This window comes from Cedecea neteri, from assembly GCF_000757825.1.
GTDB classification, from domain to species: domain Bacteria; phylum Pseudomonadota; class Gammaproteobacteria; order Enterobacterales; family Enterobacteriaceae; genus Cedecea; species Cedecea selenatireducens.
In genome coordinates, this window is sequence record NZ_CP009451.1 from 2,698,026 (window position 1) to 2,719,820 (window position 21,795).

Consider the following 21,795-nt stretch of genomic DNA (forward strand, 5'->3'; position numbering starts at 1 on the left):
GAAGGCCCGCAAGCGCGCGGGCCCGTCGGCTACAGGTCGCTCTTTTTGTGGAAACCGTCGGCGATAACGGTGCTGTCGATATTGTTTTTTTCCACCTCAATAGGGGTTAAGAGGCGGGATGGAACATCCTTCAGGCCATTATTTAAGCTGGCATCCGTGGCTGGCTGCTTGCCTTCGCCTAATTCGACGGCAATTTCAGCGGCGGTATTTGCCAGTTTGGTAATGGGTTTATAGACGGTCATCGTTTGGGTGCCGGCAATAATACGTTTAATGCCCGCCAGGTCAGCATCCTGACCCGAAATCGCGACTTTCCCGGCCAGTCCTTGCGCGCTTAGTGCCTGGATAGCACCGCCTGCCGTGGCATCGTTAGACGCCACGACCGCATCAATCTTGTTATTATTCGCTGTCAGAGCGTTTTCCATAATTTTCAGCGCGTTTTCCGGCAACCAGCCGTCAACCCACTGATCGCCGACGACTTTAATTTTTCCTTCATCAATATAAGGTTTTAATACTTTCATCTGCCCGGCGCGGAATAATTTCGCATTATTATCCACCGGCGAACCGCCCATCAAAAAATAATTACCTTGAGGCACTTTGCTTACAATGCTTTTAGCCTGTAATTCACCGACTTTTTCATTATCGAAAGAAATATAAAAATCAATGTCGGCATTATTAATCATGCGATCGTAGGCGAGCACTTTAATGCCTTCGCGTTTCGCTTCTGCGACCACGTTGCTTAATACCTGGCCGTTGTAAGGAATAATAACTAATACATCAACGCCGCGATTGATCATGTTTTCAATTTGCGACATCTGCGTTTCTTCGTTACCGTTGGCGGACTGGACAAACACTTTTGCCCCTAAGGATTCCGCCTTTTTTACAAAAATATCGCGATCTTTTTGCCAACGCTCCAGGCGCAGGTCGTCTATCGCCATACCGATTTTCACTTCTTTGGCGATACCGCTTACGCTGGTAAGAATGAGTGAGGCGCATAGCGTGAGTAAGAGGTTCTTTATCTTCATATTATTTTACCTGTAGGGGAAATGGCTTATAGGAGTAAAGAATGATTCATATCAGCAGACCCTGTAGATTGTTATCCGTATAGGCGTGACCATCAATTACAGATTTTTATCTTCGCGTTATGTTTTTTTGTTTAATCGTAAAAATATGATGGCGATCTAATTTAATATTGAATTGACGGCCTGTTGCACTCATTTATGGAAGGCGTTGCGCGATATTTTTTTATTATTTTAGTGGTTTTTTGCGAGGTGACGCACATTTGGGTATTCTCTTAACCCCAGAGTGAAATAACGTAATTGAGCAACCGCCAGGGAGAATTCAGGATGAAATAACTCAATATCCTGACCGCTGTTTCCTGATGACGGAGTTAATTATGCAAGCTTATTTCGACCAACTCGACCGCGTGCGTTTTGAAGGCCCGAAAACCACCAACCCACTGGCGTTTCGTCACTACAACCCGGATGCATTAATTCTTGGGAAACGCATGGAAGAGCACCTGCGTTTTGCGGCCTGCTACTGGCACACATTCTGCTGGACGGGGGCGGACATGTTCGGCGTGGGGGCATTTGAACGCCCGTGGCAGCAGGCTGGAGACGCACTGGCGCTGGCGAAGCGCAAGGCTGACGTGGCGTTTGAGTTTTTCCAGAAACTTGGCGTGCCGTATTACTGTTTCCATGACGTCGACGTTTCACCGGAAGGCGCTTCTCTGAAGGAATACCTGAACAATTTCGCGCAGATGACGGAAGTCCTGGCGCAAAAACAACAGGAAAGCGGCGTGAAGCTGCTGTGGGGCACCGCTAACTGCTTCACTCACCCGCGCTACGGCGCCGGGGCGGCAACGAATCCCGATCCCGAAGTGTTCACCTGGGCGGCGACGCAGGTCGTGACGGCAATGAACGCCACGCATCAATTAGGCGGGGAAAACTATGTGCTGTGGGGCGGGCGCGAAGGCTATGAAACCCTGTTGAATACCGACCTACGGCAGGAGCGCGAGCAGATTGGCCGCTTCATGCAAATGGTCGTTGAGCACAAGCATAAAATCGGTTTTCGCGGCACGCTGCTTATCGAGCCGAAGCCGCAGGAGCCAACCAAGCATCAGTATGATTACGACGTTGCGACCGTTTACGGCTTCCTGAAGCAGTTTGGTCTCGAAAAAGAGATAAAGGTCAACATCGAGGCGAACCACGCGACGCTGGCTGGTCACTCCTTCCACCACGAAATCGCCAGCGCGATTGCATTAGGTATCTTTGGCTCGGTCGATGCCAACCGTGGCGATCCACAGCTGGGTTGGGATACCGATCAGTTCCCGAACAGCGTTGAGGAAAACGCGCTGGTGATGTATGAAATTCTGAAGGCCGGAGGATTCACCACCGGTGGCCTGAACTTCGATGCCAAAGTGCGCCGTCAGAGCACCGATAAATATGACCTGTTCTACGGCCATATCGGCGCCATGGATACGATGGCACTGGCGCTAAAAATTGCTGCCCGCATGGTGGAGGATGGTGAGCTGGATAAACGCGTCGCGAAACGTTACGCCGGATGGAATAGTGAGCTGGGCCAGCAAATTCTTAAAGGTCAGATATCGCTCACGCAGCTCGCGCAGTACGCTGAGCAGCACAAGCTGGCCCCGCAGCATCAGAGCGGGCATCAGGAGCTTTTAGAAAACCTGATTAACCACTATTTGTTCGATAACTAAACTTGCCTGCGCCGCCGAAAAGCGGCGCGATATTAAGGAGCTACCATGTATATCGGCATCGATCTTGGCACGTCGGGCGTGAAGGTAATCCTGCTGAGCGAAGCAGGCGAGGTGGTGGCTGCACACAGCGAGTCGCTGACCGTTTCCCGGCCTCACTCCCTTTGGTCCGAGCAGGATCCCGAACACTGGTGGCAGGCCACAGACCGCGCGATGCGCGCGCTAGGGGCGGAACGTTCTTTTAGCGGCGTAAAGGCGATTGGGCTTGCCGGCCAGATGCATGGTGCGACGTTACTGGACAGCAAACAGCGCGTGCTTCGCCCGGCCATTCTTTGGAACGATGGCCGCAGCGGCGAAGAATGTGCGCTGCTGGAAAGTAACGTTGAAGAGGCAAGAGCCATAACCGGCAACCTGATGATGCCGGGCTTTACCGCACCGAAGCTGCTGTGGGTCGAGCGCCACGAGCCGGATATCTTTGCGCAAATCAATAAAGTGCTGCTGCCGAAGGACTACCTGCGCCTGAGGATGACCGGGGAATTTGCCAGCGATATGTCCGACGCGGCGGGCACGATGTGGCTGGATGTGGCAAAGCGCGACTGGAGCGACACGATGCTCGACGCCTGCCGCCTTTCTCGCCAGCATATGCCCGAATTGTTCGAGGGCAGCGAAATCACCGGCGTGCTGAAGCGCGATGTCGCTGAAAGCTGGAATATGCCTGCGGTGCCCGTGGTGGCTGGCGGCGGGGATAATGCCGCCGGGGCTATCGGCGTCGGGATGGTAGACGCCGGGCAGGCCATGCTCTCGCTCGGCACCTCCGGCGTCTATTTCGCCGTAAGCGACGGTTTTCGCAGTAAGCCGGAAAGCGCGGTACACAGTTTTTGCCATGCGTTACCCAACCGTTGGCACCTGATGTCGGTCATGCTCAGCGCGGCTTCCTGCCTTGACTGGGCGGCAAAACTCACCGGTCTGGGGAGCGTTCCGGCCCTGCTGGCGGCGGCGGAACAGGCTAACCCGGAGGCGGGCGTTATTTGGTTTCTGCCCTATCTTTCCGGCGAACGAACCCCGCACAACAATCCTCAGGCTAAAGGCACCTTTTTTGGCCTGACCCATCAACATGGCCCCGCCGAGCTTGCCCGTGCGGTGCTGGAAGGCGTGGGCTACGCGCTGGCGGACGGCATGGACGTTGTGCATGAATGCGGCATTACGCCCGACAGCGTCACGCTGATTGGCGGGGGTGCTCGCAGCCCGTACTGGCGGCAAATGCTGGCCGATATCAGCGGTCAGGTGCTGGACTACCGCACAGGCGGCGACGTTGGGCCTGCTCTGGGTGCAGCTCGCCTGGCGCAAATCGCGCTCTCACCGGGGCAGCCTTTGCAGTCGCTGCTGCCCCAGCTGCCTCTCGAGCAAAGGCATCAGCCAGATTTTGCCCGGCATCAGCGCTACGCCGGGCGGCGTCAGGTGTTTAACCAGATTTATCAGCAGCTGTTGCCGCTGATGTCCTGATAGCCGTTTTCCCAGTGAGGGAGAAGGCGTGCAAAGAAGCCCTGTTTCCAGGAGTAAGGGCGTGGCTGTAGGACTTGAAGCAACAATGACTTTCAGAATGGATTTGGGTCAAAAGCGAGGCTCGGTTCCGGCTTAAATCGCCTCAGTTTTCTCTCCGACTGGCCGGGGTCCGGCCGTCGGGAACGGCCGGAGGCTGAGAGCGTCGGGAACGCATCTCAGGCGACCCAGGACTGGGAGATAAAGCTGAGGTTTACCGCTTGCGGCGATTTATTTGGCCGGGAGTCCGGGGCCTCGGGGGAGTGACGGTGACTCCACCGAGACGTTCACCGTCTCTGTGATGACATATAAAGCAGGGCTAGAAGTGAACGGAACCTAAGTCCATCGTTCATAGAACGTATTTTGGGCTAAAAGACAGCCATTTAGAATGAGTGAAGATCGTCGTCTCAAACCAACACCATCCTGTCCTTTTTTGGTATCAGCGCTTGCGGAATCCCCTGCCAGAATGGTTTTAAGCAAACCAATGAGGAGTCCGAATATGTCACGTGCCGCGCTGATCAATATTGATACCCAACGGTCTTTCTTCCACCGGAATTACTGGCAAGAGGATGATGTGCCTGCGTTTCAGCAGGCGATGCTGGCGCTTATTGCCGGCTGCCAGCAGAAGGGCATACCGGTGGTGGATATCTTCCACGTGGATGAAGATGATGTTTTTTCGCTGAAATCCGGGTTTGTTACGCCGATGCCGTTTTTGCAGCATCAGGCAGCGGTCAGTTTCCAGAAACACGTTCATAACGCGTTTACCGATACCGGGCTGGATCATTGGCTCCGTACCCGAGACATCAACCACCTGATTATCTGTGGGATCCGCACCGAGCAATGCTGTGAAACCACCGCGCGCGTTGCCTCTGACCTGGGTTACCGGGTTTCTTTCGTGAGCGAAGCCATGCTCACCTTCCCGATGACCTGGAAAGGCGTTACGCTGGACTCCGCCACCCTGCGCCACCGCACTGAAACCGTGCTGGCCGGGCGGTTCGCCGAAATACAAACCGTAGCCGAGTGTCTGGAGTCGCTGGAATGAGTATTGGGGTCTGGTTTGTGGTGCTGCCGGGGATATTGTCCCTCGATCTGAGCGGCCCGGCGGAAACGCTGGGGCTGGCGAAGAACGCGTTTGATCTGCACTACATTGGGCCAGACCCCCAGGTTGAAACCTCCATTGGCCTGACCTTCAGCGGCATTCAGCCGCTACCTGAAAACCTTCCCCCCGGGAGCCTGCTGATGCTGCCCGGCGTGTACGATTCAAACCGTTTTTTTGCCACGCCGCAGGCGGAAGAAGTCCGGCGTTGGTTAACCCGCCTGCAGCCGCAAATTCACAGCCAGCAGCTTAACCTGATGTGCGTGTGCTCCGGGGCACTGCTGGCGGCACGAGCGGGACTGATGCACGGTATTCAGTGCACAACGCATCATGACGTCCTTGAGCGATTGAAAGCGGCGGCCCCCGGCGCACAGGTCAAAGACAACCGGATTTTTGTTGAAGACCGGGGGATTTGGACCAGCGCCGGGATAACCTCCGGGATCGATCTTTCCCTGCATTTGATTAACCGCTACTGCGGCCCGAGGGTAGCGCTGGAGGTAGCCAGAGAGATGGTGGTCTGGTTCCGCCGCTCGGGCGACGACCCGCAGCTTTCACCCTGGCTTCGCTACCGGAATCATATTCATCCCGCCGTGCACCGTGCGCAGGATCTTCTTGCCGCATCTCCTGAAACGCCCTGGCCGGTACCGGAAATTGCCGACCGGGTTCACGTCAGCCCGCGGCACTTATCCCGCCTTTTTCAGCAGCATTTGGGGATTTCCGTGCGCGACTATCTGGAACAGCTGCGGCTTGCGGTGGCGGAGCAACGGCTACAGCAGGGGCAGCGCCTCGAGCAGGCCGCCAGCGCCGCAGGATTTTCTTCCCCGCGCCAGCTGCATCGGGCACGGGGCAGAATGCGTGGCGCTTAGCTAACCAGTTTTTTGCGGTCGAGTTTTCCAACGCCAACGGCCAGCAGCAGGCTGCCTGCCAGCGTTGCGCCGAAAATCCACAGAATATCCAGCACCGGCCAGTGGGTCAGTTGGATATCGTGTGTGCGCAAATAATGAATGATCAGCGCATGAAACCCGTAAATGCCCAGCGAGTAGCGCGAAATAAACGTCAGGCCGGGCAGCGGGCGCTGGTTCAGGCAGTTCTTCGCCACGACCAGCAGGCTGATGGCGGCAATAAACACCAGCGGGCCGCAATACACGTAGAAGGTTTCGGCGAAGTTCTGGTTGATTTCCAACTGCCGGTGGGTGCCCAGCGCAATCGACATGACGCAAATCACGAACAGGCCGCCTGCCAGGCCGCTCACGCCTTTTCTTTGGGTATCGAACATGCCAATCGCCCGGCCTAGCAGGCCGTAAAGCACGTAATAAAAGGTGTCGCCGTTAATGTAGAGGTTAACGGGCAGCCAGCGCATATTGCCCAGCGTCTGCGGCACCGTGTTGGGGTTGGCCACCACGCCGAGCAGCACCATCAACCCAAGGATTGTCACCGCGCTGACCTTCTTCACCTGTATCAGCGGCGAAAGCAGGTATATCACCATAATCGCGAAGAAAAACCACAGGTGATAGAACACCGGTTTTACCAGGATGTAGCGCAGCGCAAGGCCGATGCTTATCGGGGTAAACAGCCAGATATAGAGCAGCGCAATGGCGCTATAAAACAGCAGGCAGCTGGCTATGCGTAGAAAATGGCGCTGCTGCGCGCTGCGTTCGCCAAAAAACAGATACCCGGAAATCATGAAAAACAGCGGCACGCTGACGCGTGAAGCCGAGTTCAGAACGTTTGAAAAATCCCAGCTAAAAGCGGTCACGGTATGTGGGTTGGTGATGTACCAGGTCGTGGTGTGGATCATAACCACCATCAGGCAGGCAATGCCCCGAAGGTTATCAATCCAGTTTATTTTTTGCTGCATTCGTTCCCCTGAAGCCGCTTGTGTACCTGCGCCCGGAAATGTCTGAGTTTGCTCCGCGCATCTTGCTATCCCCGCGACGGCTTCGCAAAATGCCGGACTCCACGGGGAGTATGAATAAGAAACCGAGTTTAACGCACTGGTAGCAAATGATGATGGCAGAAAGAAAAAATAGACTCCTCTTAAGCGCTTTTTTCGCGCTCATGCTCAGCGCCTGCAGCGCGCCACAGCAGGAAAGCCAGTCGGCAAAAGAGCGTCGGCCGATTGTTCATACCGGGACGATGGAGCTTGCCTGTAAAAACCAGGCCGCGTACCGCTACAACACGCAGCCGCAGCGCATCAACCTGTCTGAATTTAAACAGTACCAGGCCAGCTATGAAATGATGGGCAGCACCACCCGCAAAGAGGGATTTACCTGTTCGTTTGACGAAAGTGGTCAATTTTCACACCTTTCCAGCCGCGAAAACCTCAACCAACGGGCAACAACCTGACGCCTTTCCCGCTCACGGCCGTTCCGTTGCCGTGTTGATACAACTCGACCGCGTTTGCGTATATACTGGCCGCTTCTCTTAAATCCACCGAACGCGTGCGAATTCAACATGCAAAAGTTTGATACCAAGACCTTTCAAGGCCTGATCCTGACCTTACAGGACTACTGGGCTCGCCAGGGCTGCACCATTGTTCAACCTTTGGACATGGAAGTAGGCGCAGGCACCTCTCACCCGATGACCAGCCTGCGTGCCTTAGGCCCGGAGCCAATGGCCACCGCTTACGTGCAGCCGTCCCGCCGTCCTACCGATGGCCGCTATGGCGAAAACCCGAACCGTTTACAGCACTACTATCAGTTCCAGGTGGTGATTAAGCCTTCCCCGGACAACATTCAGGAGCTGTACCTCGGGTCTCTGAAAGAGCTGGGTATGGATCCAACGATTCATGACATTCGCTTCGTGGAAGATAACTGGGAAAACCCAACGCTTGGCGCATGGGGCCTTGGCTGGGAAGTGTGGCTTAACGGCATGGAAGTGACGCAGTTCACCTACTTCCAGCAGGTTGGCGGCCTGGAGTGTAAGCCGGTGACCGGCGAAATCACCTACGGTTTAGAGCGTCTTGCGATGTACATTCAGGGCGTAGACAGCGTTTACGACCTCGTGTGGAGCGACGGCCCGCTGGGTAAAACTACCTATGGCGACGTGTTCCACCAGAACGAAGTGGAGCAGTCCACCTATAACTTCGAATACGCCGACGTGGACTTCCTGTTCACCTGCTTCGAGCAGTACGAGAAAGAAGCGCAGCAGCTGCTGGCGCTGGAAACTCCGCTGCCGCTGCCGGCCTACGAACGTATTCTGAAGGCCGCTCACAGCTTTAACCTGCTGGATGCGCGCAAGGCCATTTCCGTGACCGAGCGCCAGCGCTACATTCTGCGCATTCGCACCCTGACCAAAGCCGTGGCCGAAGCCTACTACGCTTCTCGTGAAGCGCTTGGCTTCCCGATGTGTAATAAGAACAACTAAGAGGCCGCCATGTCTGAAAAAACTTTTCTGGTGGAGATCGGCACTGAAGAGCTGCCACCAAAAGCCCTGCGCAGCCTGGCTGAATCCTTCGCTGCTAACGTTACCGCCGAGCTGGATGCGGCCAACATCGCCCACGGCGAAGTAAAATGGTTTGCTGCTCCGCGTCGCCTGGCGCTGAAAATCGCTAACCTGGCGGCTTCTCAGCCGGATCGCGAAGTCGAAAAACGCGGCCCTGCGGTGTCTGCGGCGTTTGACGCCGAAGGCAAACCAAGCAAAGCCGCCGAAGGCTGGGCTCGTGGCTGCGGAATTACCGTTGACCAGGCCGAGCGTCTGGCGACCGACAAAGGCGAATGGCTGATGTACCGCGCCCACGTGAAGGGCGAAAGCGTGCAGGCACTGCTGCCGAACATGATCGCCACTTCTCTGGCGAAGCTGCCGATTCCAAAACTGATGCGATGGGGCGCGTCCGACATTCAGTTCGTGCGCCCGGTTCACACCGTGACGCTGCTGCTGGGTGACGAGCTGATCCCTGCCACTATTCTGGGCATTCAGTCCGATCGCGTGATTCGCGGCCACCGCTTTATGGGCGAGCCGGAATTCACCATCGACAATGCCGACCAGTACCCTCAAGTCCTGCAGGAACGCGGGAAGGTCATCGCTGATTACGAAGCGCGTAAAGCCACCATCAAACGTGATGCTGAAGAAGCCGCCCGTAAAATTGGCGGTAACGCGGACCTGAGCGAAAGCCTGCTGGAAGAAGTCACCTCGCTGGTGGAATGGCCGGTGGTGCTGACCGCGAAGTTCGAAGAGAAATTCCTGGCCGTGCCTGCCGAAGCGCTGGTTTACACCATGAAGGGTGACCAGAAGTACTTCCCGGTTTACGACAACAGCGGCAAGCTGCTGCCAAACTTCATCTTCGTGACGAACATCGAGTCGAAAGACCCGGTGCAGATCATTTCCGGTAACGAGAAGGTGGTTCGCCCGCGCCTGGCGGACGCCGAGTTCTTCTTCAATACCGACCGCAAAAAGCGTCTGGAAGATAACCTGCCGCGTCTGGAAACCGTATTGTTCCAGAAAGAGCTGGGCACCCTGCGCGACAAAACTAACCGCATCGAAGCGCTTTCAGGCTGGATTGCGGGCCAGATTGGCGCAGACGTGAATCATGCAACCCGCGCTGGCCTGCTGTCCAAGTGTGACCTGATGACCAACATGGTGTTCGAGTTTACCGATACCCAGGGCATCATGGGCATGCACTACGCACGTCACGACGGCGAAGCGGAAGACGTAGCGGTTGCGCTAAACGAGCAGTATCAGCCTCGCTTTGCGGGCGATGAACTGCCGTCTAACCTGGTGGCCTGTGCGGTGGCGATTGCCGACAAGATGGACACCCTTGCGGGCATCTTCGGCATTGGTCAGCATCCGAAAGGCGATAAAGACCCGTTCGCGCTGCGCCGTGCCGCGCTGGGCGTGCTGCGCATTATCGTTGAGAAAAACCTGCCGCTGGATCTGCAGACCCTGACCGAAGAAGCGGTTCGCCTCTACGGCAGCAAGCTGACCAACACCAACGTGGTGGATGAGGTTATCGACTTTATGCTGGGCCGCTTCCGCGCCTGGTATCAGGAAGAAGGCCACGCGGTTGACACCATCCAGGCGGTGCTGGCGCGTCGTCCAACCAAACCGGCGGACTTCGACGCCCGCATGAAGGCGGTTTCCCACTTCCGTACTCTGGAAGCGGCGGCGTCTCTGGCGGCGGCTAACAAGCGTGTGTCCAACATTCTTGCCAAGTCCGATGAAGTGCTGAACGACATCGTGCATGCTTCTGTCCTGAAAGAGGCCGAAGAAATTCGCCTGGCGACTAACGTGGTTGTGCTGCGCGATAAGCTGCAGCCGTACTTCGCCGAAGGCCGTTACCAGGAAGCCCTGGAAGAGCTGGCCAATTTGCGCGAGCCGGTGGATGAGTTCTTCGACAAGGTAATGGTTAACGCGGAAGATAAAGATCTGCGTATTAACCGCCTGACGCTGCTGACCAAGCTGCGCGAGCTGTTCCTGCAGGTGGCGGATATCTCCCTGTTGCAGTAATGGTTTAAAAGCTATACACCTTCAGAAACCCGCTTCGGCGGGTTTTTTTATTAATTTTTTTACTTTCAAATATCAATGGATTAACAAAAAGTCGCGCCAGGGTCGATAAGGTAAATCTGCGCCGAACCGATATATCTCATATCGGCCACTACTTCAGGAACGTTCGGCGCTATGAAAAATATCAAAGTTATTACCGGCATCGTGACTACGCTCGGGATTTTCAGCGTGTTGTTGCTGGTGACCGGGGCTCTGTTCTTCTCCTCCGTCAGCAGCGATCGCCTTAACTTCCAAAATACCGGCCTGCTTAACTACCAGCAACAGCAGCTTGGCGGCAGCTTCCAGACGCTGGTTGAAACCCGCGTCACCATCAACCGCGTGGCGATTCGTGTCCTGAAAAATCAGCGCGATCCTGCCTCGCTGGAGGCGATGAACAAGCTGCTGACGAATGCTGGCGGGCTGCTGGTCGAGGCGCAAAAGCAGTTCAGCAACTACATGGATTCCGACGATGTGCCGGGCCAGGACAAAGCCATTGATGACAAAGCGGCCGCCAGCTTTAAGCAAATGCATGACGTCATGGCGCAGTCCATTCAGTTCCTGAAGGCCGATAACTACCAGGCCTACGGCAACCTTGATGCCCAGCAGGCTCAGGACGATTTCAAAGCCGTTTATGGCCAGTGGCTGACCCAAAACACCCGTCTGCTGAAGGCCGCCAGCGCGCAGAACCAAAGCAGCTATACCGGTATGCTCTGGACGCTGGGCACCATTTTGCTGATTGTTATCGCCGCGCTGGTGGTTATCTGGCTGGGCCTGCAGCGCGTGCTGCTGTGGCCGCTAAAAACCGCGATGGGGCACATTCAGGCTATCTCGGAAGGGGATTTAACCCGCACTATCGACGCCGAAGGGCGCAGCGAAATGAGCCGCCTGTCTGCCGGGCTTAAATCCATGCAGCAGTCGCTGGCGAAGACCGTGAGCGTGGTGCGCGACAACGCCGATTCCATTTACACCGGCGCCAGCGAAATATCTGCCGGCAGCAGCGATCTCTCCTCCCGCACCGAGCAGCAGGCGGCGGCCCTGGAAGAGACGGCGGCCAGTATGGAGCAGCTTACCGCCACCGTGAAACAGAATACTGACAACGCGCGCCAGGCGACCGGTCTGGCGAAAAACGCCTCCGAAACCGCGCAGAAAGGCGGGCGAGTGGTCGATAGCGTGGTCAGCACGATGAACGAAATCGCCGAAAGCTCCGGCAAAATCGTGGATATCACCAGCGTTATCGACAGTATTGCCTTCCAGACCAACATTCTGGCGCTTAACGCCGCGGTAGAAGCTGCCCGTGCGGGCGAGCAGGGCCGTGGATTTGCCGTTGTTGCGGGGGAGGTCAGAACGCTGGCCAGCCGCAGCGCGCAGGCCGCGAAAGAGATTAAAGTGCTGATTGAAAACTCGGTATCGCGCATAGATACCGGCTCAAGCCAGGTTCGCGAAGCCGGTGCGACCATGAAGGAAATCGTTTCGGCTGTCACCCGTGTGACCGACATTATGGGCGAAATTGCTTCCGCTTCCGAAGAACAAAGCAAAGGCATTGAGCAGGTGGCACAGGCGGTATCCGAGATGGACAGCGTGACCCAGCAAAACGCCTCGCTGGTGGAAGAGTCAGCTTCTGCCGCTGCAGCGCTGGAAGATCAGGCGAGCGAACTGCGTCAGGCTGTGGCGGTGTTCCAGCTTCAGCAGGCCGGAGGGCGTCGCGTGGAGCCAGTGCAGGAAAAACTGCGTCCTCAGCCGGCCATGTTAAAACCACAGGCAGCGTCGGCGGCCGATGCAAACTGGGAAACGTTCTGATCCCGGCGCTAAAATGACAAACCCCGCATCATAGCGGGGTTGTTTTCAAACGCAGCAACGATTTTCTAGCTTATTAACTGCTTACTGAGGCCTGGATTGGCCTGAATCAGACGCATCAATTTCATTTCGGTGCTTGAGGGCTTGAGTCGTCTGGACTCCCATTCCTGCACCATCGTGACGCTAACCCCCATCGCCTGAGCAAAATCATCGATTTTTAGTCCGGTACTTTTACGTAGCTGCTCAAACTCCGAGAAGGCGCTGGGTTTCTGACTCAGGCTAATGACCTGATTATCTTTAAAAACAATCTGCTCAAGACTGCTAAGCAGCTCAACCATTGGATCTTTATATTCCATTGAGAACTCCTCATAAATCACACAGCGAGAACGTGAACGCAAAGAAGCCTATTAACTGTAGCTGGATTTAAAGCGTGCGTAGGATCACGTTAGGGGCTAAACGTGCTGAAAAAAAATGCTTATGCGTTTCAGCTGAATGCCCAGTCGAAGTAAGCGTTTGAAAAGCTTCTGATGGTGGGCGTTAGTATAAATGTGTAAATAGTTATGCAAATCCTTAGCAAGCAAATCCAGCCTTTGTCCCGCAGGGCTTTTCGCGCGCTTTCTTCCGTCGTGGAAGAAGCATAAGAGATTATTGCGAAAGGGTATCTTGCGAAGGGCTGTTGGACTATTCTTAGCATCGTTATTGGGTGGCAATTTGCCAGGTAGTGCATTGGTGACAGGAGTAGAAATGATGGCGACAGGTAAGTCCTGGTCTCGCTGGTTTGCGCCGCTGGCGGCGTTATTAATGGTGGTGAGCCTGAGTGGTTGCTTCGATAAAGAAGGCGACCAGCGTAAGGCGTTCATCGATTTTCTGCAAAACACGGCTATGCGTAGCGGCGATCGCCTGCCAACGCTGACGTCCGATCAGAAAAAACAGTTTGGCCCGCTGGTCTCCGACTACGCCATTCTGTACGGCTTCTCCCAGCAGGTTAGCCAGGCAATGGACGAAGGAATGAAGCCGGTCGTGGATAGCGTGAACAGCATCCGCGCGCCGCAGGATTATATGACCCAGCGCGACGCGCTGCGCCAGGCTAACGGCTCGCTGAACGTCTTAGGTCAGCAGGTGCAAAATGCAAAAATGCAGGCCGACGGCGCGCTTGCGGCGCTGAAACAGCCTGACGATCTGAAAACCGTTTACTACCAGGTTTACCAGAAAGTGGTGACCGGCCCGGCGAACGCCATGGCGCCGCTGATCCCAGCCGCGCAAACCCTGACCCAGCAGCTGGTACAGGTGGGTGATTTTATCGCTCAGCAGGGGACTCAGGTTGGCTTTGCTAACGGCGGTATTCAGTTCCCGACTTCCCAGCAGGCAAGCCAGTACAACTCGCTGATTGGTCCGCTGTCTGCCCAGCATCAGGCGTTTACTCAGGCCTGGAGCGCGGCACAGACCGCAATGCAGTAAATTTAGTAAGCTAAGAAAAGGCGGAGCGCTTAACGGCGACTCCGCTTTTTTTATGGGCGTTAATACGGAACTATTTCAGCACCTGCGGGTTCACGCAGTTCACTTCCACCTTGCCGGTCAGCGCGGTAATCAGGTTTTCCACCGCGCATTCTGCCATGCCATAGCGGGTTTCATGGGTGGCTGAGCCGATGTGCGGCAGGGCCACCACGTTTGGCATGCCGAGCAGTGGGGAGTCCAGCGGCAGCGGTTCCTGCTCAAAAACATCCAGCCCGGCGGCGTGAATTTTCCCCTCTTCCAACGCCTGAATCAGCGCTTTTTCGTCAACCACCGGGCCGCGCCCGACGTTGATCAGAATGGCGGAGGATTTCATCTTCGCAATTTGCTCTGCGCCAATCAGGTGGCGGGTTTCTTCGCTTAACGGCAGCAGGATACAAACGAAATCGGACTCTGCCAGCAGGGTGTCCAGGTCGCAATAGCGGGCGTTAAAACGCTCTTCCGCTTCTTTATGATGGCGACGGGCGTTGTACAGAATCGGCATGCTGAAGCCGAAGTGTGCGCGCTGTGCCAGCGCCAGGCCGATGCGTCCCATGCCCAGAATACCGAGCGTTTTATGGTGCACGTCGAAACCAAACCAGTCAGCGCCAATACTGCTTTGCCATTCGCCTACCTTCACGCGCTCGGCGACTTCCACCACGCGGCGTGCGCTGGAGAGGATCAGGGCCATGGCGGTGTCGGCCACCGTTTCAGTCAGCACCGTCGGCGTATGCATCAGCACCACGCCGCGCTCGTTCAGGGCCTCCACGTTAAAGTTGTCGTAGCCGACAGAAACGGTAGAAGCCGCACGCAGCTTGGGCGTATTGGCCAAAAACGCGCCGTCGACTTTGCCGCCGGAGCCCAGGATACCTTCCGCGTTGGCAAAAAGCTCTGCGTTCGCTTTCACGGTTTCCGGGCTGATATCGTCAAGCTGGGTGACGGTAAAGTGGCTTTCAAGTCGGGACAGCAGGTTATCAGGCAGCGCCTTGTAGAGGATGACGGACGGCTTCATGAGATTCTCCGTTTTCGGTTAAACGCGAACCGGGCGACAAATCGCCCGGCGCGGGGTCAGGCGTGATGTGCGCCGGACGGTATTTGTTGATGGTTAGCAGGCTTAACAATCAGAGTAAGCCATACCGAGGCGAGCAGCGCCAGCCCCATAAAGACATAGGACGCCGCCGGGCTGCCCGTGGCGCCGTTCAGGTAGCCCACAAACCAGGAGCCGACGAAAGAACCCAGCGCACCCATGCTGTTGATTAAAGCCATCGCCCCGCCGGCCACGTTCTTCGGCAGCATCTCCGGGATAATGGCGAAGAACGGGCCGTACGGGGCGTACATTGCTGCCCCGGCAATCACCAGCAGCGTATAGGACACCCAGAAATGGTTGGCCCCGACCAGCCATGAGCCCAGGAACGCCAGCGCGCCAATCAGCAGCAGCGGCCAGACGAACAGCTTCCGGTTTTGCATTTTGTCCGACGCCCAGGAGACGGCGATCATCGCGATAGTCGCGGCCAGGTAAGGTACGGAAGAGAGCCAGCCGACCTCCACCATCCCCATGCCCGCCGCACCCGCGCTGCGGATAATCGACGGTAGCCACAGCACGAAACCGTACACGCCGATGCTCCAGGCGAAGTACTGCATACACAGGATAACCACGTTACGTGACCGGAAGGCTTCACCGTAGTTACGCACGGCTTTAATGCCTTCCTGTTCTTTTTGTAGCTGTGCCTGCAAGGCAGATTTTTCACCGTCTGACAGCCAGCCCACCTGGGCAGGTTTATCTTTTACCAGCATCCACCAGGCAAAAGCCCAGATAACCGCCGGGATCCCCTCGAAGATAAACATTTCGCGCCAGCCGAAGGCCTGAATCAGGTAGCCGGACACCACCGACATCCACAGCACGGTGACCGGGTTGCCGAGGATCAGGAAAGTATTGGCGCGGGAACGTTCGGACCTTGTAAACCAGTTGCTGATATAAATCAGCATCGCCGGCATCACCGCCGCCTCAACCACGCCGAGCACAAAGCGAATGGCGGCCAGCATCGGAATGTTGCTCACCATGCCGGTCAGCGAGGCGCAGCCGCCCCATAAGATCAGGCAGACGAAGATAAGTTTGCGCACGCTGCGGCGCTCGGCGTACATCGCCCCGGGGATCTGGAAGAAGAAGTAGCCGAGGAAGAACAGCGCGCCCAGCAGGGATGAAATCCCTTTGGTAATGCCGAGGTCATCGTTGATGCCCGCGGCGGAGGCGAAGCTGAAGTTGGCGCGGTCGAGGTAAGCCAGGCTATACGTGATAAACACGATAGGCATGATGTACCACCAGCGCTTCGGCGCGATTGTCTGGTTTTTCATGAGAGTGCCTCTATCTTGAGGTTAACCGTATCGCTTTGTCTGTAGGGTACAAAGCGATGGAGTCGGGTTTATTCGCCCAGTGCGCTTCGGGTCGGTAGACCTTCGCTGTCACCGATGACCTGTATCGCCAGTGAGCCGATTTTGTTGCCCCGGCTGACGGCCTGATGCAAAGATTTCCCTTCCAGCAGGGCGCTTATCACCCCGACCGCAAAGCCGTCTCCGGCACCCACGGTATCCACTACGTTGTCTACTTTTACCGCCGCGACCGCGCCTTTCTCGCCGTCTGCGGTTTTATACCAGGCGCCGTCCGCGCCGGTTTTTAGCACCACGACTTTTACGCCATGATGAAGATAAAAATCGGCGATCCCTTCCGGGGTGTTTTGCCCGGTGAGCACGATGCCTTCTTTCACGCCGGGCAGCACCCAGTCGGCCTGGAAGGCCAGCTGGTTAAGCTGCTGTACCATTTCGGCTTCGCTGCGCCACAGTACCGGGCGCAGGTTAGGATCGAAGGAGAGCGTTTTGCCCTGCTGCTTCATCGTTTTTGCCGCGTGATTCAGCAGCTCCAGCGACGTGCCTGACAGGGCTGCCGCCACGCCGCTCAGGTGCAGATGGCGCGCCGAGAGAAAGTATTCGCTGTTGAAGTCGGCCACCGACAGATGGCTGGCGGCGGAGTCCTTGCGGAAATATTCCACGATGGGATCGGTTCCATCTTCGACTTTGGATTTGAGCTGAAAGCCGGTGCGGTATTGCTCGTCTACGGTGACGGCGCGGGCATCGATGTTTTCCTTCGCCAGCTGTTGCAGCACGTAGCGGCCAAAGGAGTCATTGCCTACGCGGCTTACCCAGCCGACGTTTAAGCCCAGGCGAGCCAGCCCTGTGGCGACGTTCAGCTCGGCACCTGCGGCGCGTTTAACAAAGTGTTCGGCGGCGGCCAGATCGCCGGTTTCGCTGGCGACGAACATCGCCATCGCTTCACCAATCGTGATGACATCCAGCTGATGCATGGTTACTCCTCGCGTAGCAGATTGACGTAATGACGGGTTACCGCGACCAGGTCTCGCCCTTCCAGCGGAAACTCAATGCCGCGTGGGGCATCCACCGGCAGCATGTTCAGCAGCCCTTTCCAGTCAGAGCTGGCGTCATCCAGCGCCACGGCGCGGTAGTGGTTATGGTGGGCAACTGCCGTTTTCACGTGGATATAGCTGACGGAAGGCGCCAGGGCGTGCGCGGCCTGCTGTGGGGAATCATCCACCCATAGCCAGTTTGCCATGTCGAAAGTGAGCGTGACCGGCAGGTTGTGAACGTCACAGGCGGCCTGGAAGCGCTGCATTGGGGCCAGCTTTCCGCTGTCGGTTTGGTCGTTTTCCACCACCAGCGCGACGGGGCTTTCGCTAAGCCACTGCTTCAGCGTGTCGAACATCCGGGCGTGGTTAAACTGCCCGAGAGAGAGCTTGAGCCAGCGGGCGTTCAGCTGATGAGCCTCCTGTAACAGCGAAGGGATCAGCGGATTCAGCTTGCCGTCGCCCGTGAACAGCGGCTCTGGCGCGGAATAGCAGGCTTCCAGCCCGTGCCGGGTGATTTCACCGGCCATCGTCGACAGAAAATCTAACTGCGCGGAGGTGAACAGTTCGCGGCGGATCTCTACGCCGTCGGCACCTGCTTCGGCAATAATGGGCAGCAAGGCCTGCTGCCCGCCGAGGGCGGCAATGCGGTCGTGGCCGTAGGCGGCGGTGACGACGATAATTTTTCGCGACATGGCGGTCTCCAGGGCGATAACAGCTAACTAACGATGTTATTACGCTAGATGGAACCGGTTCCAAAGAAAAGAACGCCAGTGCTAATTTTTGAGCGCCATCACGAACAAAAGATTTAGCGGGAGGTGGAGCCGCGCACGATAAGCTCGCCGGAAAAGAGCTGCTCACGCACGGTTTCAGCGGTACCTTCAATGCGCCTCACAACCTGCTCCAGCGCGGCATAGCCTATCTGCCAGGTCGGCTGCTTCAGGGTGGTAATGCCAACGCCGGCAAGCTCTGCCCATTCCAGCTCGTCAAAGCCCAGCAGGCCGATATCGCTGCCCCAGCTCAGGCCGATGCGGCGCAGAGAGCGGGCAACCTGCAGGGTGAGTGCGCCGTTGGCGGAGATAACCGCTTTGCGCATCCCACGGTGGCGGGTGTGGAACTGGCGCAGCGTGTTGTCGATTAACTCTGCCTCATGCAGCGGCGTTTCGGCATTTTCGGCGATCACGCCGGGATAGCGCTCAAGCGTGCTACGAAATGCACGTAAGCGTTCATGGCGAGTATTCACCATGCCCAGCGGCTCACTCAGGAACAACATCGCCTCGAAGCCCTGCTCGATGAGGTGTTCGGTGGCGGTGGTTGCGGCCTGAATGTTGTCCAGCCCGACCATGTCGCAGGCAAAGCCTGGGATTTTACGGTCGATAAGCACCATCGGCAGCGCGGACTGCTGCAGGCGGTTGAGCCCTTCTTCACGCATCCCAACCGCGTTGACCACGATCCCCTCAACCTGATAGCTGCGCAGCAGGTCGAGATAGTGCAGCTCCTGATCGACTTCGTTGTTGGTGTTACACACCAGCGGCGTGAAGCCTTTCTCGCGGCAGGCGGCTTCTATGCCGCTAAGCACGTCGACGGAATAGGGATTGGTGATGTCGGCAATGATCAGGCCGATGAGGCGGGTACGACCTCGTTTCAGTCCGCGGGCCATTTGGCTTGGGCGATAATCGAGATCGGCAATGGCACGCTCAATGCGGCCAAGGAGGTCGTCGGACAGCGCGTTTTGCTCGCCGTTAAGGTAGCGGGAGACGCTGGTCTTCCCGGTCTTCGCCGCTTTTGCGACATCGCTTATCGTAGGGCGCGCTGCCTTGCCGTTCATAGCCATCTCCAGAGGGGTAACCCAGCGGAGAGTAACATATTTTTTTGCGGGGGAAAGGCGATGGCCGAGCATTATGCTGCGTTGGTTGAACACCTGAAATAATAAAAAAGAGTTTCTGCGAGACGGATTCCTGCTTTGCCAATGGCAGCTTTTTGGCTGCCGCAGCTCCCCATATTCTTGCCGCTTACCCTTCACAGATGCGCGGTTCTTTTGTTGCGCATAGAGGAACATAACGGGAAAAGCCGCATTGACGCCTGAAATGGCGTTTAAGCTTTCTATCGTCATTGGGAGTTCGCCCGATGTCTGGATGAAAATTCAGAGCGCTTTCAGCCTCGCTGAGGCCGAGAAGTCTGTGGATACGTCGCGCCTTCATCGTCTGGTTCAGGCGAGCATATAAAAAAACCGACGCTCTCACGTCGGTTTTCTTTTTTTACTGTTGGGGAAATTAACGCAGTTCCCCGTTCACATCCTGATCGACAGCGAAACACGCCACCAGCTGGCCGTTGCCGTAATCCTTAAGCTGCGGCTGGAGCTGGGTGCATGGCCCGAAGCGACGGCTGCAGCGGGCGTTAAAGGCGCAGCCCGGCGGTGGGTTCAGCGGGCTTGGCAGCTCGCCGGTCAGCTTGATGCGTTCGCGGCGTTCGTCCGGGTTCAGACGTGGCGTAGCGGAAAGCAGCGCCTGGGTGTACGGGTGCAGTGGATTAGAGAAAATCTGCTCTTTACTGCCTTTCTCCACGCAGCGGCCCAGGTACATCACCATCACTTCATCGGCAATGTGCTCCACCACCGACAGGTCGTGGGAGATGAACACGTAGGACAGCCCCAAATCCTGCTGCAGGTCCATCATCAGGTTCAGCACCTGCGCCCGAACCGACACGTCCAGCGCGGACACTGGCTCATCGGCAATCACCACGTCCGGGTCAAGCATCAGGCCGCGGGCGATAGCGATACGCTGACGCTGGCCGCCGGAGAACATGTGCGGATAGCGGTCGTAGTGCTCGGTTTTCAGACCCACTTTCGCCATCATTTCCAGCGCTTTTTCACGGCGCTCGGCTTTGCTCAGCCTGGTGTTGATTTGCAGCGGCTCTTCCAGAATCTGCCCGACTTTTTTACGTGGGTTCAGCGAGCCGTACGGGTTCTGGAACACGATCTGAATTTTCTGGCGGCGCAGTTTTTCCGCTGAAACGTCCGGGACCAGCAGATCCTGGCCCTGGTAGTACAGCTCCCCGCCGGTTGGGACTTCAATCATTGTCAGCAGGCGGCCAAGGGTGGACTTCCCGCAGCCGGACTCGCCGACGACCGCCAGCGTTTTACCGCGCTCAAGGGTGAAGCTCACGCCATCCAGCGCTTTCACCAGGCGTTCAGGGGCGAAAAAGCCCTTCTTCACCGGGTAGTGTTTTTTCAGGTCGATGGCCTGCAACAGCGGTTGCGCGGCGGCCTGTTGGGTACTCATAGGGTTGGCCTCCCGGCATCATCGAGTGGGTAGTGGCATTTGGACTGACGCCCGTCTGCCAGCATGGCGAGCTCCGGCTCTTCGCTGCGGCATTTGTCGGTGGCGTACGGGCAGCGCGGGTTAAGCAGGCAGCCGTTTGGTCGGTCGTACTTGCCCGGTACCACGCCCGGCAGCGAGGCCAGACGCGCTTTATCCTGTGCAAATTCCGGCAGCGCACGGAGCAGGGCCTGAGTGTACGGGTGGCGAGGCGCGCGGAAGATATCGTGGGACGAGCCCGCTTCCACTACCTGACCTGCGTACATCACGATGATTTTATGGGCGGCTTCGGCAACCAGCGCGAGGTCATGGGTGATCAGGATCAGCGCCATGTTCTCTTTTTGCTGCAGCTCCAGCAGCAGCTCGATGATCTGCGCCTGAATGGTTACGTCGAGCGCGGTGGTCGGCTCATCGGCAATCAACAGCTTAGGACGACAGGCAATCGCCATGGCGATCATCACGCGCTGGCTCATCCCGCCGGAGAGCTGGTGCGGGTAAACGTCGAGGCGCGAACCCGGATCGGGGATCCCCACCTGCGTCAGCAGGTCGATAGCGCGCTGGCGGCGGGTTTTCTTATTACCGCCCTGGTGCACCTTAATGGCTTCCATAATCTGGAAACCGACGGTGTAGCACGGGTTCAGACTGGTCATCGGGTCCTGGAAGATCATCGCCACTTCGGCGCCCACCAGGTTGCGGCGCTCTTTCTCAGAAATGCGCTTCAGGTCCCGGCCGTTGAACTCCAGTTTTTCCGGCATTACGCGGCCTGGGAAGTCGATAAGCCCCATAATCGCCAGCGAGCTGACGGATTTACCGGAGCCGGACTCCCCCACGATGCCGACAACTTGCCCCTGATCCACGCTATAGCTGATGCGGTCAACGGCACGGAACGGTGCGTCTTCGTCGCCGAAATGCACCGATAATTTATCTACATTTAATAACGCCATCTCGAAC

General features: G+C 56.9%; 19 protein-coding genes and 1 pseudogene. 10 read left to right on the forward strand and 10 right to left on the reverse strand.

The features are described 5' to 3' along the window. Window positions 1–29 precede the first annotated feature (29 nt). Window positions 30–1,022: a D-xylose ABC transporter substrate-binding protein gene (gene xylF / locus JT31_RS12465; RefSeq protein WP_038477433.1), complete on the reverse strand. Its 993-nt coding sequence runs from the start codon at window positions 1,020–1,022 to the stop codon at window positions 30–32. Between the two features lie 371 nt (window positions 1,023–1,393). Between xylF and xylA the strand changes: the two genes are divergently transcribed. The 4 genes from xylA (at window position 1,394) to JT31_RS12485 (ending at window position 6,214) form a co-directional block, all read left to right on the forward strand. Continuing rightward, a complete protein-coding gene (gene xylA, locus JT31_RS12470; RefSeq protein WP_038483060.1) occupies window positions 1,394–2,716 on the forward strand; it encodes a xylose isomerase in 1,323 nt (440 codons plus the stop codon). Window positions 2,717–2,761: 45 nt separating this feature from the next. Then, complete coding sequence (xylB, locus tag JT31_RS12475; protein WP_038477436.1) at window positions 2,762–4,216, forward strand: xylulokinase; 1,455 nt, start codon at window positions 2,762–2,764, stop codon at window positions 4,214–4,216. Between the two features lie 535 nt (window positions 4,217–4,751). Beyond that, complete coding sequence (locus tag JT31_RS12480) at window positions 4,752–5,294, forward strand: isochorismatase family protein (RefSeq protein WP_038477439.1); 543 nt, start codon at window positions 4,752–4,754, stop codon at window positions 5,292–5,294. Then, window positions 5,291–6,214: a GlxA family transcriptional regulator gene (locus tag JT31_RS12485; RefSeq protein ID WP_038477442.1), complete on the forward strand. Its 924-nt coding sequence runs from the start codon at window positions 5,291–5,293 to the stop codon at window positions 6,212–6,214. Before JT31_RS12480 ends, JT31_RS12485 begins: the two co-directional genes overlap by 4 nt. On the opposite strand, the gene JT31_RS12490 is transcribed toward JT31_RS12485, so the two are convergent. Next, the gene (locus JT31_RS12490) at window positions 6,211–7,206 is read right to left on the reverse strand and encodes an acyltransferase (protein ID WP_038477445.1); all 996 of its coding nucleotides are present in this window, start codon (window positions 7,204–7,206) and stop codon (window positions 6,211–6,213) included. The two genes, JT31_RS12485 and JT31_RS12490, sit on opposite strands and share 4 nt — an antisense overlap. A 200-nt stretch (window positions 7,207–7,406) precedes the next feature. Between JT31_RS12490 and JT31_RS12495 the strand changes: the two genes are divergently transcribed. The 4 genes from JT31_RS12495 (at window position 7,407) to tcp (ending at window position 12,626) form a co-directional block, all read left to right on the forward strand. After that, window positions 7,407–7,694 carry a YsaB family lipoprotein gene (locus JT31_RS12495; RefSeq protein ID WP_326979611.1) on the forward strand — a complete coding sequence of 96 codons (288 nt, stop codon included), beginning with the start codon at window positions 7,407–7,409 and terminating at the stop codon, window positions 7,692–7,694. A gap of 108 nt (window positions 7,695–7,802) precedes the next feature. Continuing rightward, window positions 7,803–8,714, forward strand: a complete 912-nt coding sequence (gene glyQ, locus JT31_RS12500; RefSeq protein WP_038477447.1) for a glycine--tRNA ligase subunit alpha — start codon at window positions 7,803–7,805, stop codon at window positions 8,712–8,714. Between the two features lie 9 nt (window positions 8,715–8,723). Next, window positions 8,724–10,793, forward strand: coding sequence for a glycine--tRNA ligase subunit beta (glyS, locus tag JT31_RS12505; RefSeq protein ID WP_038477450.1), 2,070 nt, complete (start codon window positions 8,724–8,726; stop codon window positions 10,791–10,793). 171 nt (window positions 10,794–10,964) lie between these two features. Next, window positions 10,965–12,626 (forward strand): methyl-accepting chemotaxis citrate transducer, encoded by a 1,662-nt coding sequence (tcp, locus tag JT31_RS12510; protein ID WP_038477453.1) that lies wholly within the window; start codon window positions 10,965–10,967, stop codon window positions 12,624–12,626. A 65-nt stretch (window positions 12,627–12,691) separates the two neighbouring features. Here tcp and JT31_RS12515 read toward each other — a convergent pair whose 3' ends face one another. Further along, entirely contained in the window at window positions 12,692–12,979 is a 288-nt protein-coding gene (locus JT31_RS12515; RefSeq protein ID WP_038477456.1) for an HTH-type transcriptional regulator, read from the reverse strand. Between the two features lie 391 nt (window positions 12,980–13,370). Between JT31_RS12515 and JT31_RS12520 the strand changes: the two genes are divergently transcribed. Then, on the forward strand, window positions 13,371–14,081 hold the full coding sequence (locus JT31_RS12520; protein ID WP_038483066.1) for a DUF3053 domain-containing protein: 711 nt from the start codon (window positions 13,371–13,373) through the stop codon (window positions 14,079–14,081). Window positions 14,082–14,151: 70 nt separating this feature from the next. Here the strand turns inward: JT31_RS12520 and ghrB are convergent, their stop codons facing one another. The 5 genes from ghrB to JT31_RS12545 form a co-directional block, all read right to left on the reverse strand. Further along, complete coding sequence (gene ghrB / locus JT31_RS12525; RefSeq protein ID WP_038477460.1) at window positions 14,152–15,126, reverse strand: glyoxylate/hydroxypyruvate reductase GhrB; 975 nt, start codon at window positions 15,124–15,126, stop codon at window positions 14,152–14,154. 56 nt (window positions 15,127–15,182) lie between these two features. After that, on the reverse strand, window positions 15,183–16,466 hold the full coding sequence (locus JT31_RS12530; protein WP_038477463.1) for an MFS transporter: 1,284 nt from the start codon (window positions 16,464–16,466) through the stop codon (window positions 15,183–15,185). 68 nt (window positions 16,467–16,534) lie between these two features. Next, the gene (locus JT31_RS12535; RefSeq protein ID WP_038477466.1) at window positions 16,535–17,470 is read right to left on the reverse strand and encodes a sugar kinase; all 936 of its coding nucleotides are present in this window, start codon (window positions 17,468–17,470) and stop codon (window positions 16,535–16,537) included. 2 nt (window positions 17,471–17,472) lie between these two features. Then, entirely contained in the window at window positions 17,473–18,222 is a 750-nt protein-coding gene (locus tag JT31_RS12540; RefSeq protein ID WP_038477469.1) for a sugar phosphate isomerase/epimerase family protein, read from the reverse strand. A 113-nt stretch (window positions 18,223–18,335) separates the two neighbouring features. Continuing rightward, window positions 18,336–19,355, reverse strand: a complete 1,020-nt coding sequence (locus JT31_RS12545) for a LacI family DNA-binding transcriptional regulator (RefSeq protein ID WP_038477472.1) — start codon at window positions 19,353–19,355, stop codon at window positions 18,336–18,338. 223 nt (window positions 19,356–19,578) lie between these two features. Here JT31_RS12545 and JT31_RS24090 point away from each other — a divergent pair. Further along, a pseudogene (locus tag JT31_RS24090) lies at window positions 19,579–19,752 on the forward strand (addiction module antidote protein, HigA family); the annotation flags it as partial. 48 nt (window positions 19,753–19,800) lie between these two features. Here JT31_RS24090 and dppF read toward each other — a convergent pair. Together dppF and dppD are read right to left on the reverse strand one after the other, a co-directional pair. Further along, a complete protein-coding gene (gene dppF, locus JT31_RS12555) occupies window positions 19,801–20,808 on the reverse strand; it encodes a dipeptide ABC transporter ATP-binding subunit DppF (protein WP_038477475.1) in 1,008 nt (335 codons plus the stop codon). Continuing rightward, the gene (gene dppD / locus JT31_RS12560; RefSeq protein WP_038477478.1) at window positions 20,805–21,788 is read right to left on the reverse strand and encodes a dipeptide ABC transporter ATP-binding protein; all 984 of its coding nucleotides are present in this window, start codon (window positions 21,786–21,788) and stop codon (window positions 20,805–20,807) included. Before dppD ends, dppF begins: the two co-directional genes overlap by 4 nt. Window positions 21,789–21,795: the final 7 nt, after the last annotated feature.

Bases quoted from the DNA above. Each gene is read 5' to 3' on its own strand.
- JT31_RS12490 (WP_038477445.1), bottom strand. From the start codon at position 7,206: ATGCAGCAAAAAATAAACTGGATTGATAACCTTCGGGGCATTGCCTGC.
- JT31_RS12480 (WP_038477439.1), top strand. From the start codon at position 4,752: ATGTCACGTGCCGCGCTGATCAATATTGATACCCAACGGTCTTTCTTC.
- glyQ (WP_038477447.1), top strand. From the start codon at position 7,803: ATGCAAAAGTTTGATACCAAGACCTTTCAAGGCCTGATCCTGACCTTA.
- glyS (WP_038477450.1), top strand. From the start codon at position 8,724: ATGTCTGAAAAAACTTTTCTGGTGGAGATCGGCACTGAAGAGCTGCCA.
- JT31_RS12530 (WP_038477463.1), bottom strand. From the start codon at position 16,466: ATGAAAAACCAGACAATCGCGCCGAAGCGCTGGTGGTACATCATGCCT.
- JT31_RS12540 (WP_038477469.1), bottom strand. From the start codon at position 18,222: ATGTCGCGAAAAATTATCGTCGTCACCGCCGCCTACGGCCACGACCGC.
- xylF (WP_038477433.1), bottom strand. From the start codon at position 1,022: ATGAAGATAAAGAACCTCTTACTCACGCTATGCGCCTCACTCATTCTT.
- JT31_RS12520 (WP_038483066.1), top strand. From the start codon at position 13,371: ATGGCGACAGGTAAGTCCTGGTCTCGCTGGTTTGCGCCGCTGGCGGCG.
- tcp (WP_038477453.1), top strand. From the start codon at position 10,965: ATGAAAAATATCAAAGTTATTACCGGCATCGTGACTACGCTCGGGATT.
- ghrB (WP_038477460.1), bottom strand. From the start codon at position 15,126: ATGAAGCCGTCCGTCATCCTCTACAAGGCGCTGCCTGATAACCTGCTG.
- xylB (WP_038477436.1), top strand. From the start codon at position 2,762: ATGTATATCGGCATCGATCTTGGCACGTCGGGCGTGAAGGTAATCCTG.
- dppF (WP_038477475.1), bottom strand. From the start codon at position 20,808: ATGAGTACCCAACAGGCCGCCGCGCAACCGCTGTTGCAGGCCATCGAC.
- dppD (WP_038477478.1), bottom strand. From the start codon at position 21,788: ATGGCGTTATTAAATGTAGATAAATTATCGGTGCATTTCGGCGACGAA.
- JT31_RS12545 (WP_038477472.1), bottom strand. From the start codon at position 19,355: ATGAACGGCAAGGCAGCGCGCCCTACGATAAGCGATGTCGCAAAAGCG.
- JT31_RS12535 (WP_038477466.1), bottom strand. From the start codon at position 17,470: ATGCATCAGCTGGATGTCATCACGATTGGTGAAGCGATGGCGATGTTC.
- JT31_RS12495 (WP_326979611.1), top strand. From the start codon at position 7,407: ATGCTCAGCGCCTGCAGCGCGCCACAGCAGGAAAGCCAGTCGGCAAAA.
- JT31_RS12485 (WP_038477442.1), top strand. From the start codon at position 5,291: ATGAGTATTGGGGTCTGGTTTGTGGTGCTGCCGGGGATATTGTCCCTC.
- xylA (WP_038483060.1), top strand. From the start codon at position 1,394: ATGCAAGCTTATTTCGACCAACTCGACCGCGTGCGTTTTGAAGGCCCG.
- JT31_RS12515 (WP_038477456.1), bottom strand. From the start codon at position 12,979: ATGGAATATAAAGATCCAATGGTTGAGCTGCTTAGCAGTCTTGAGCAG.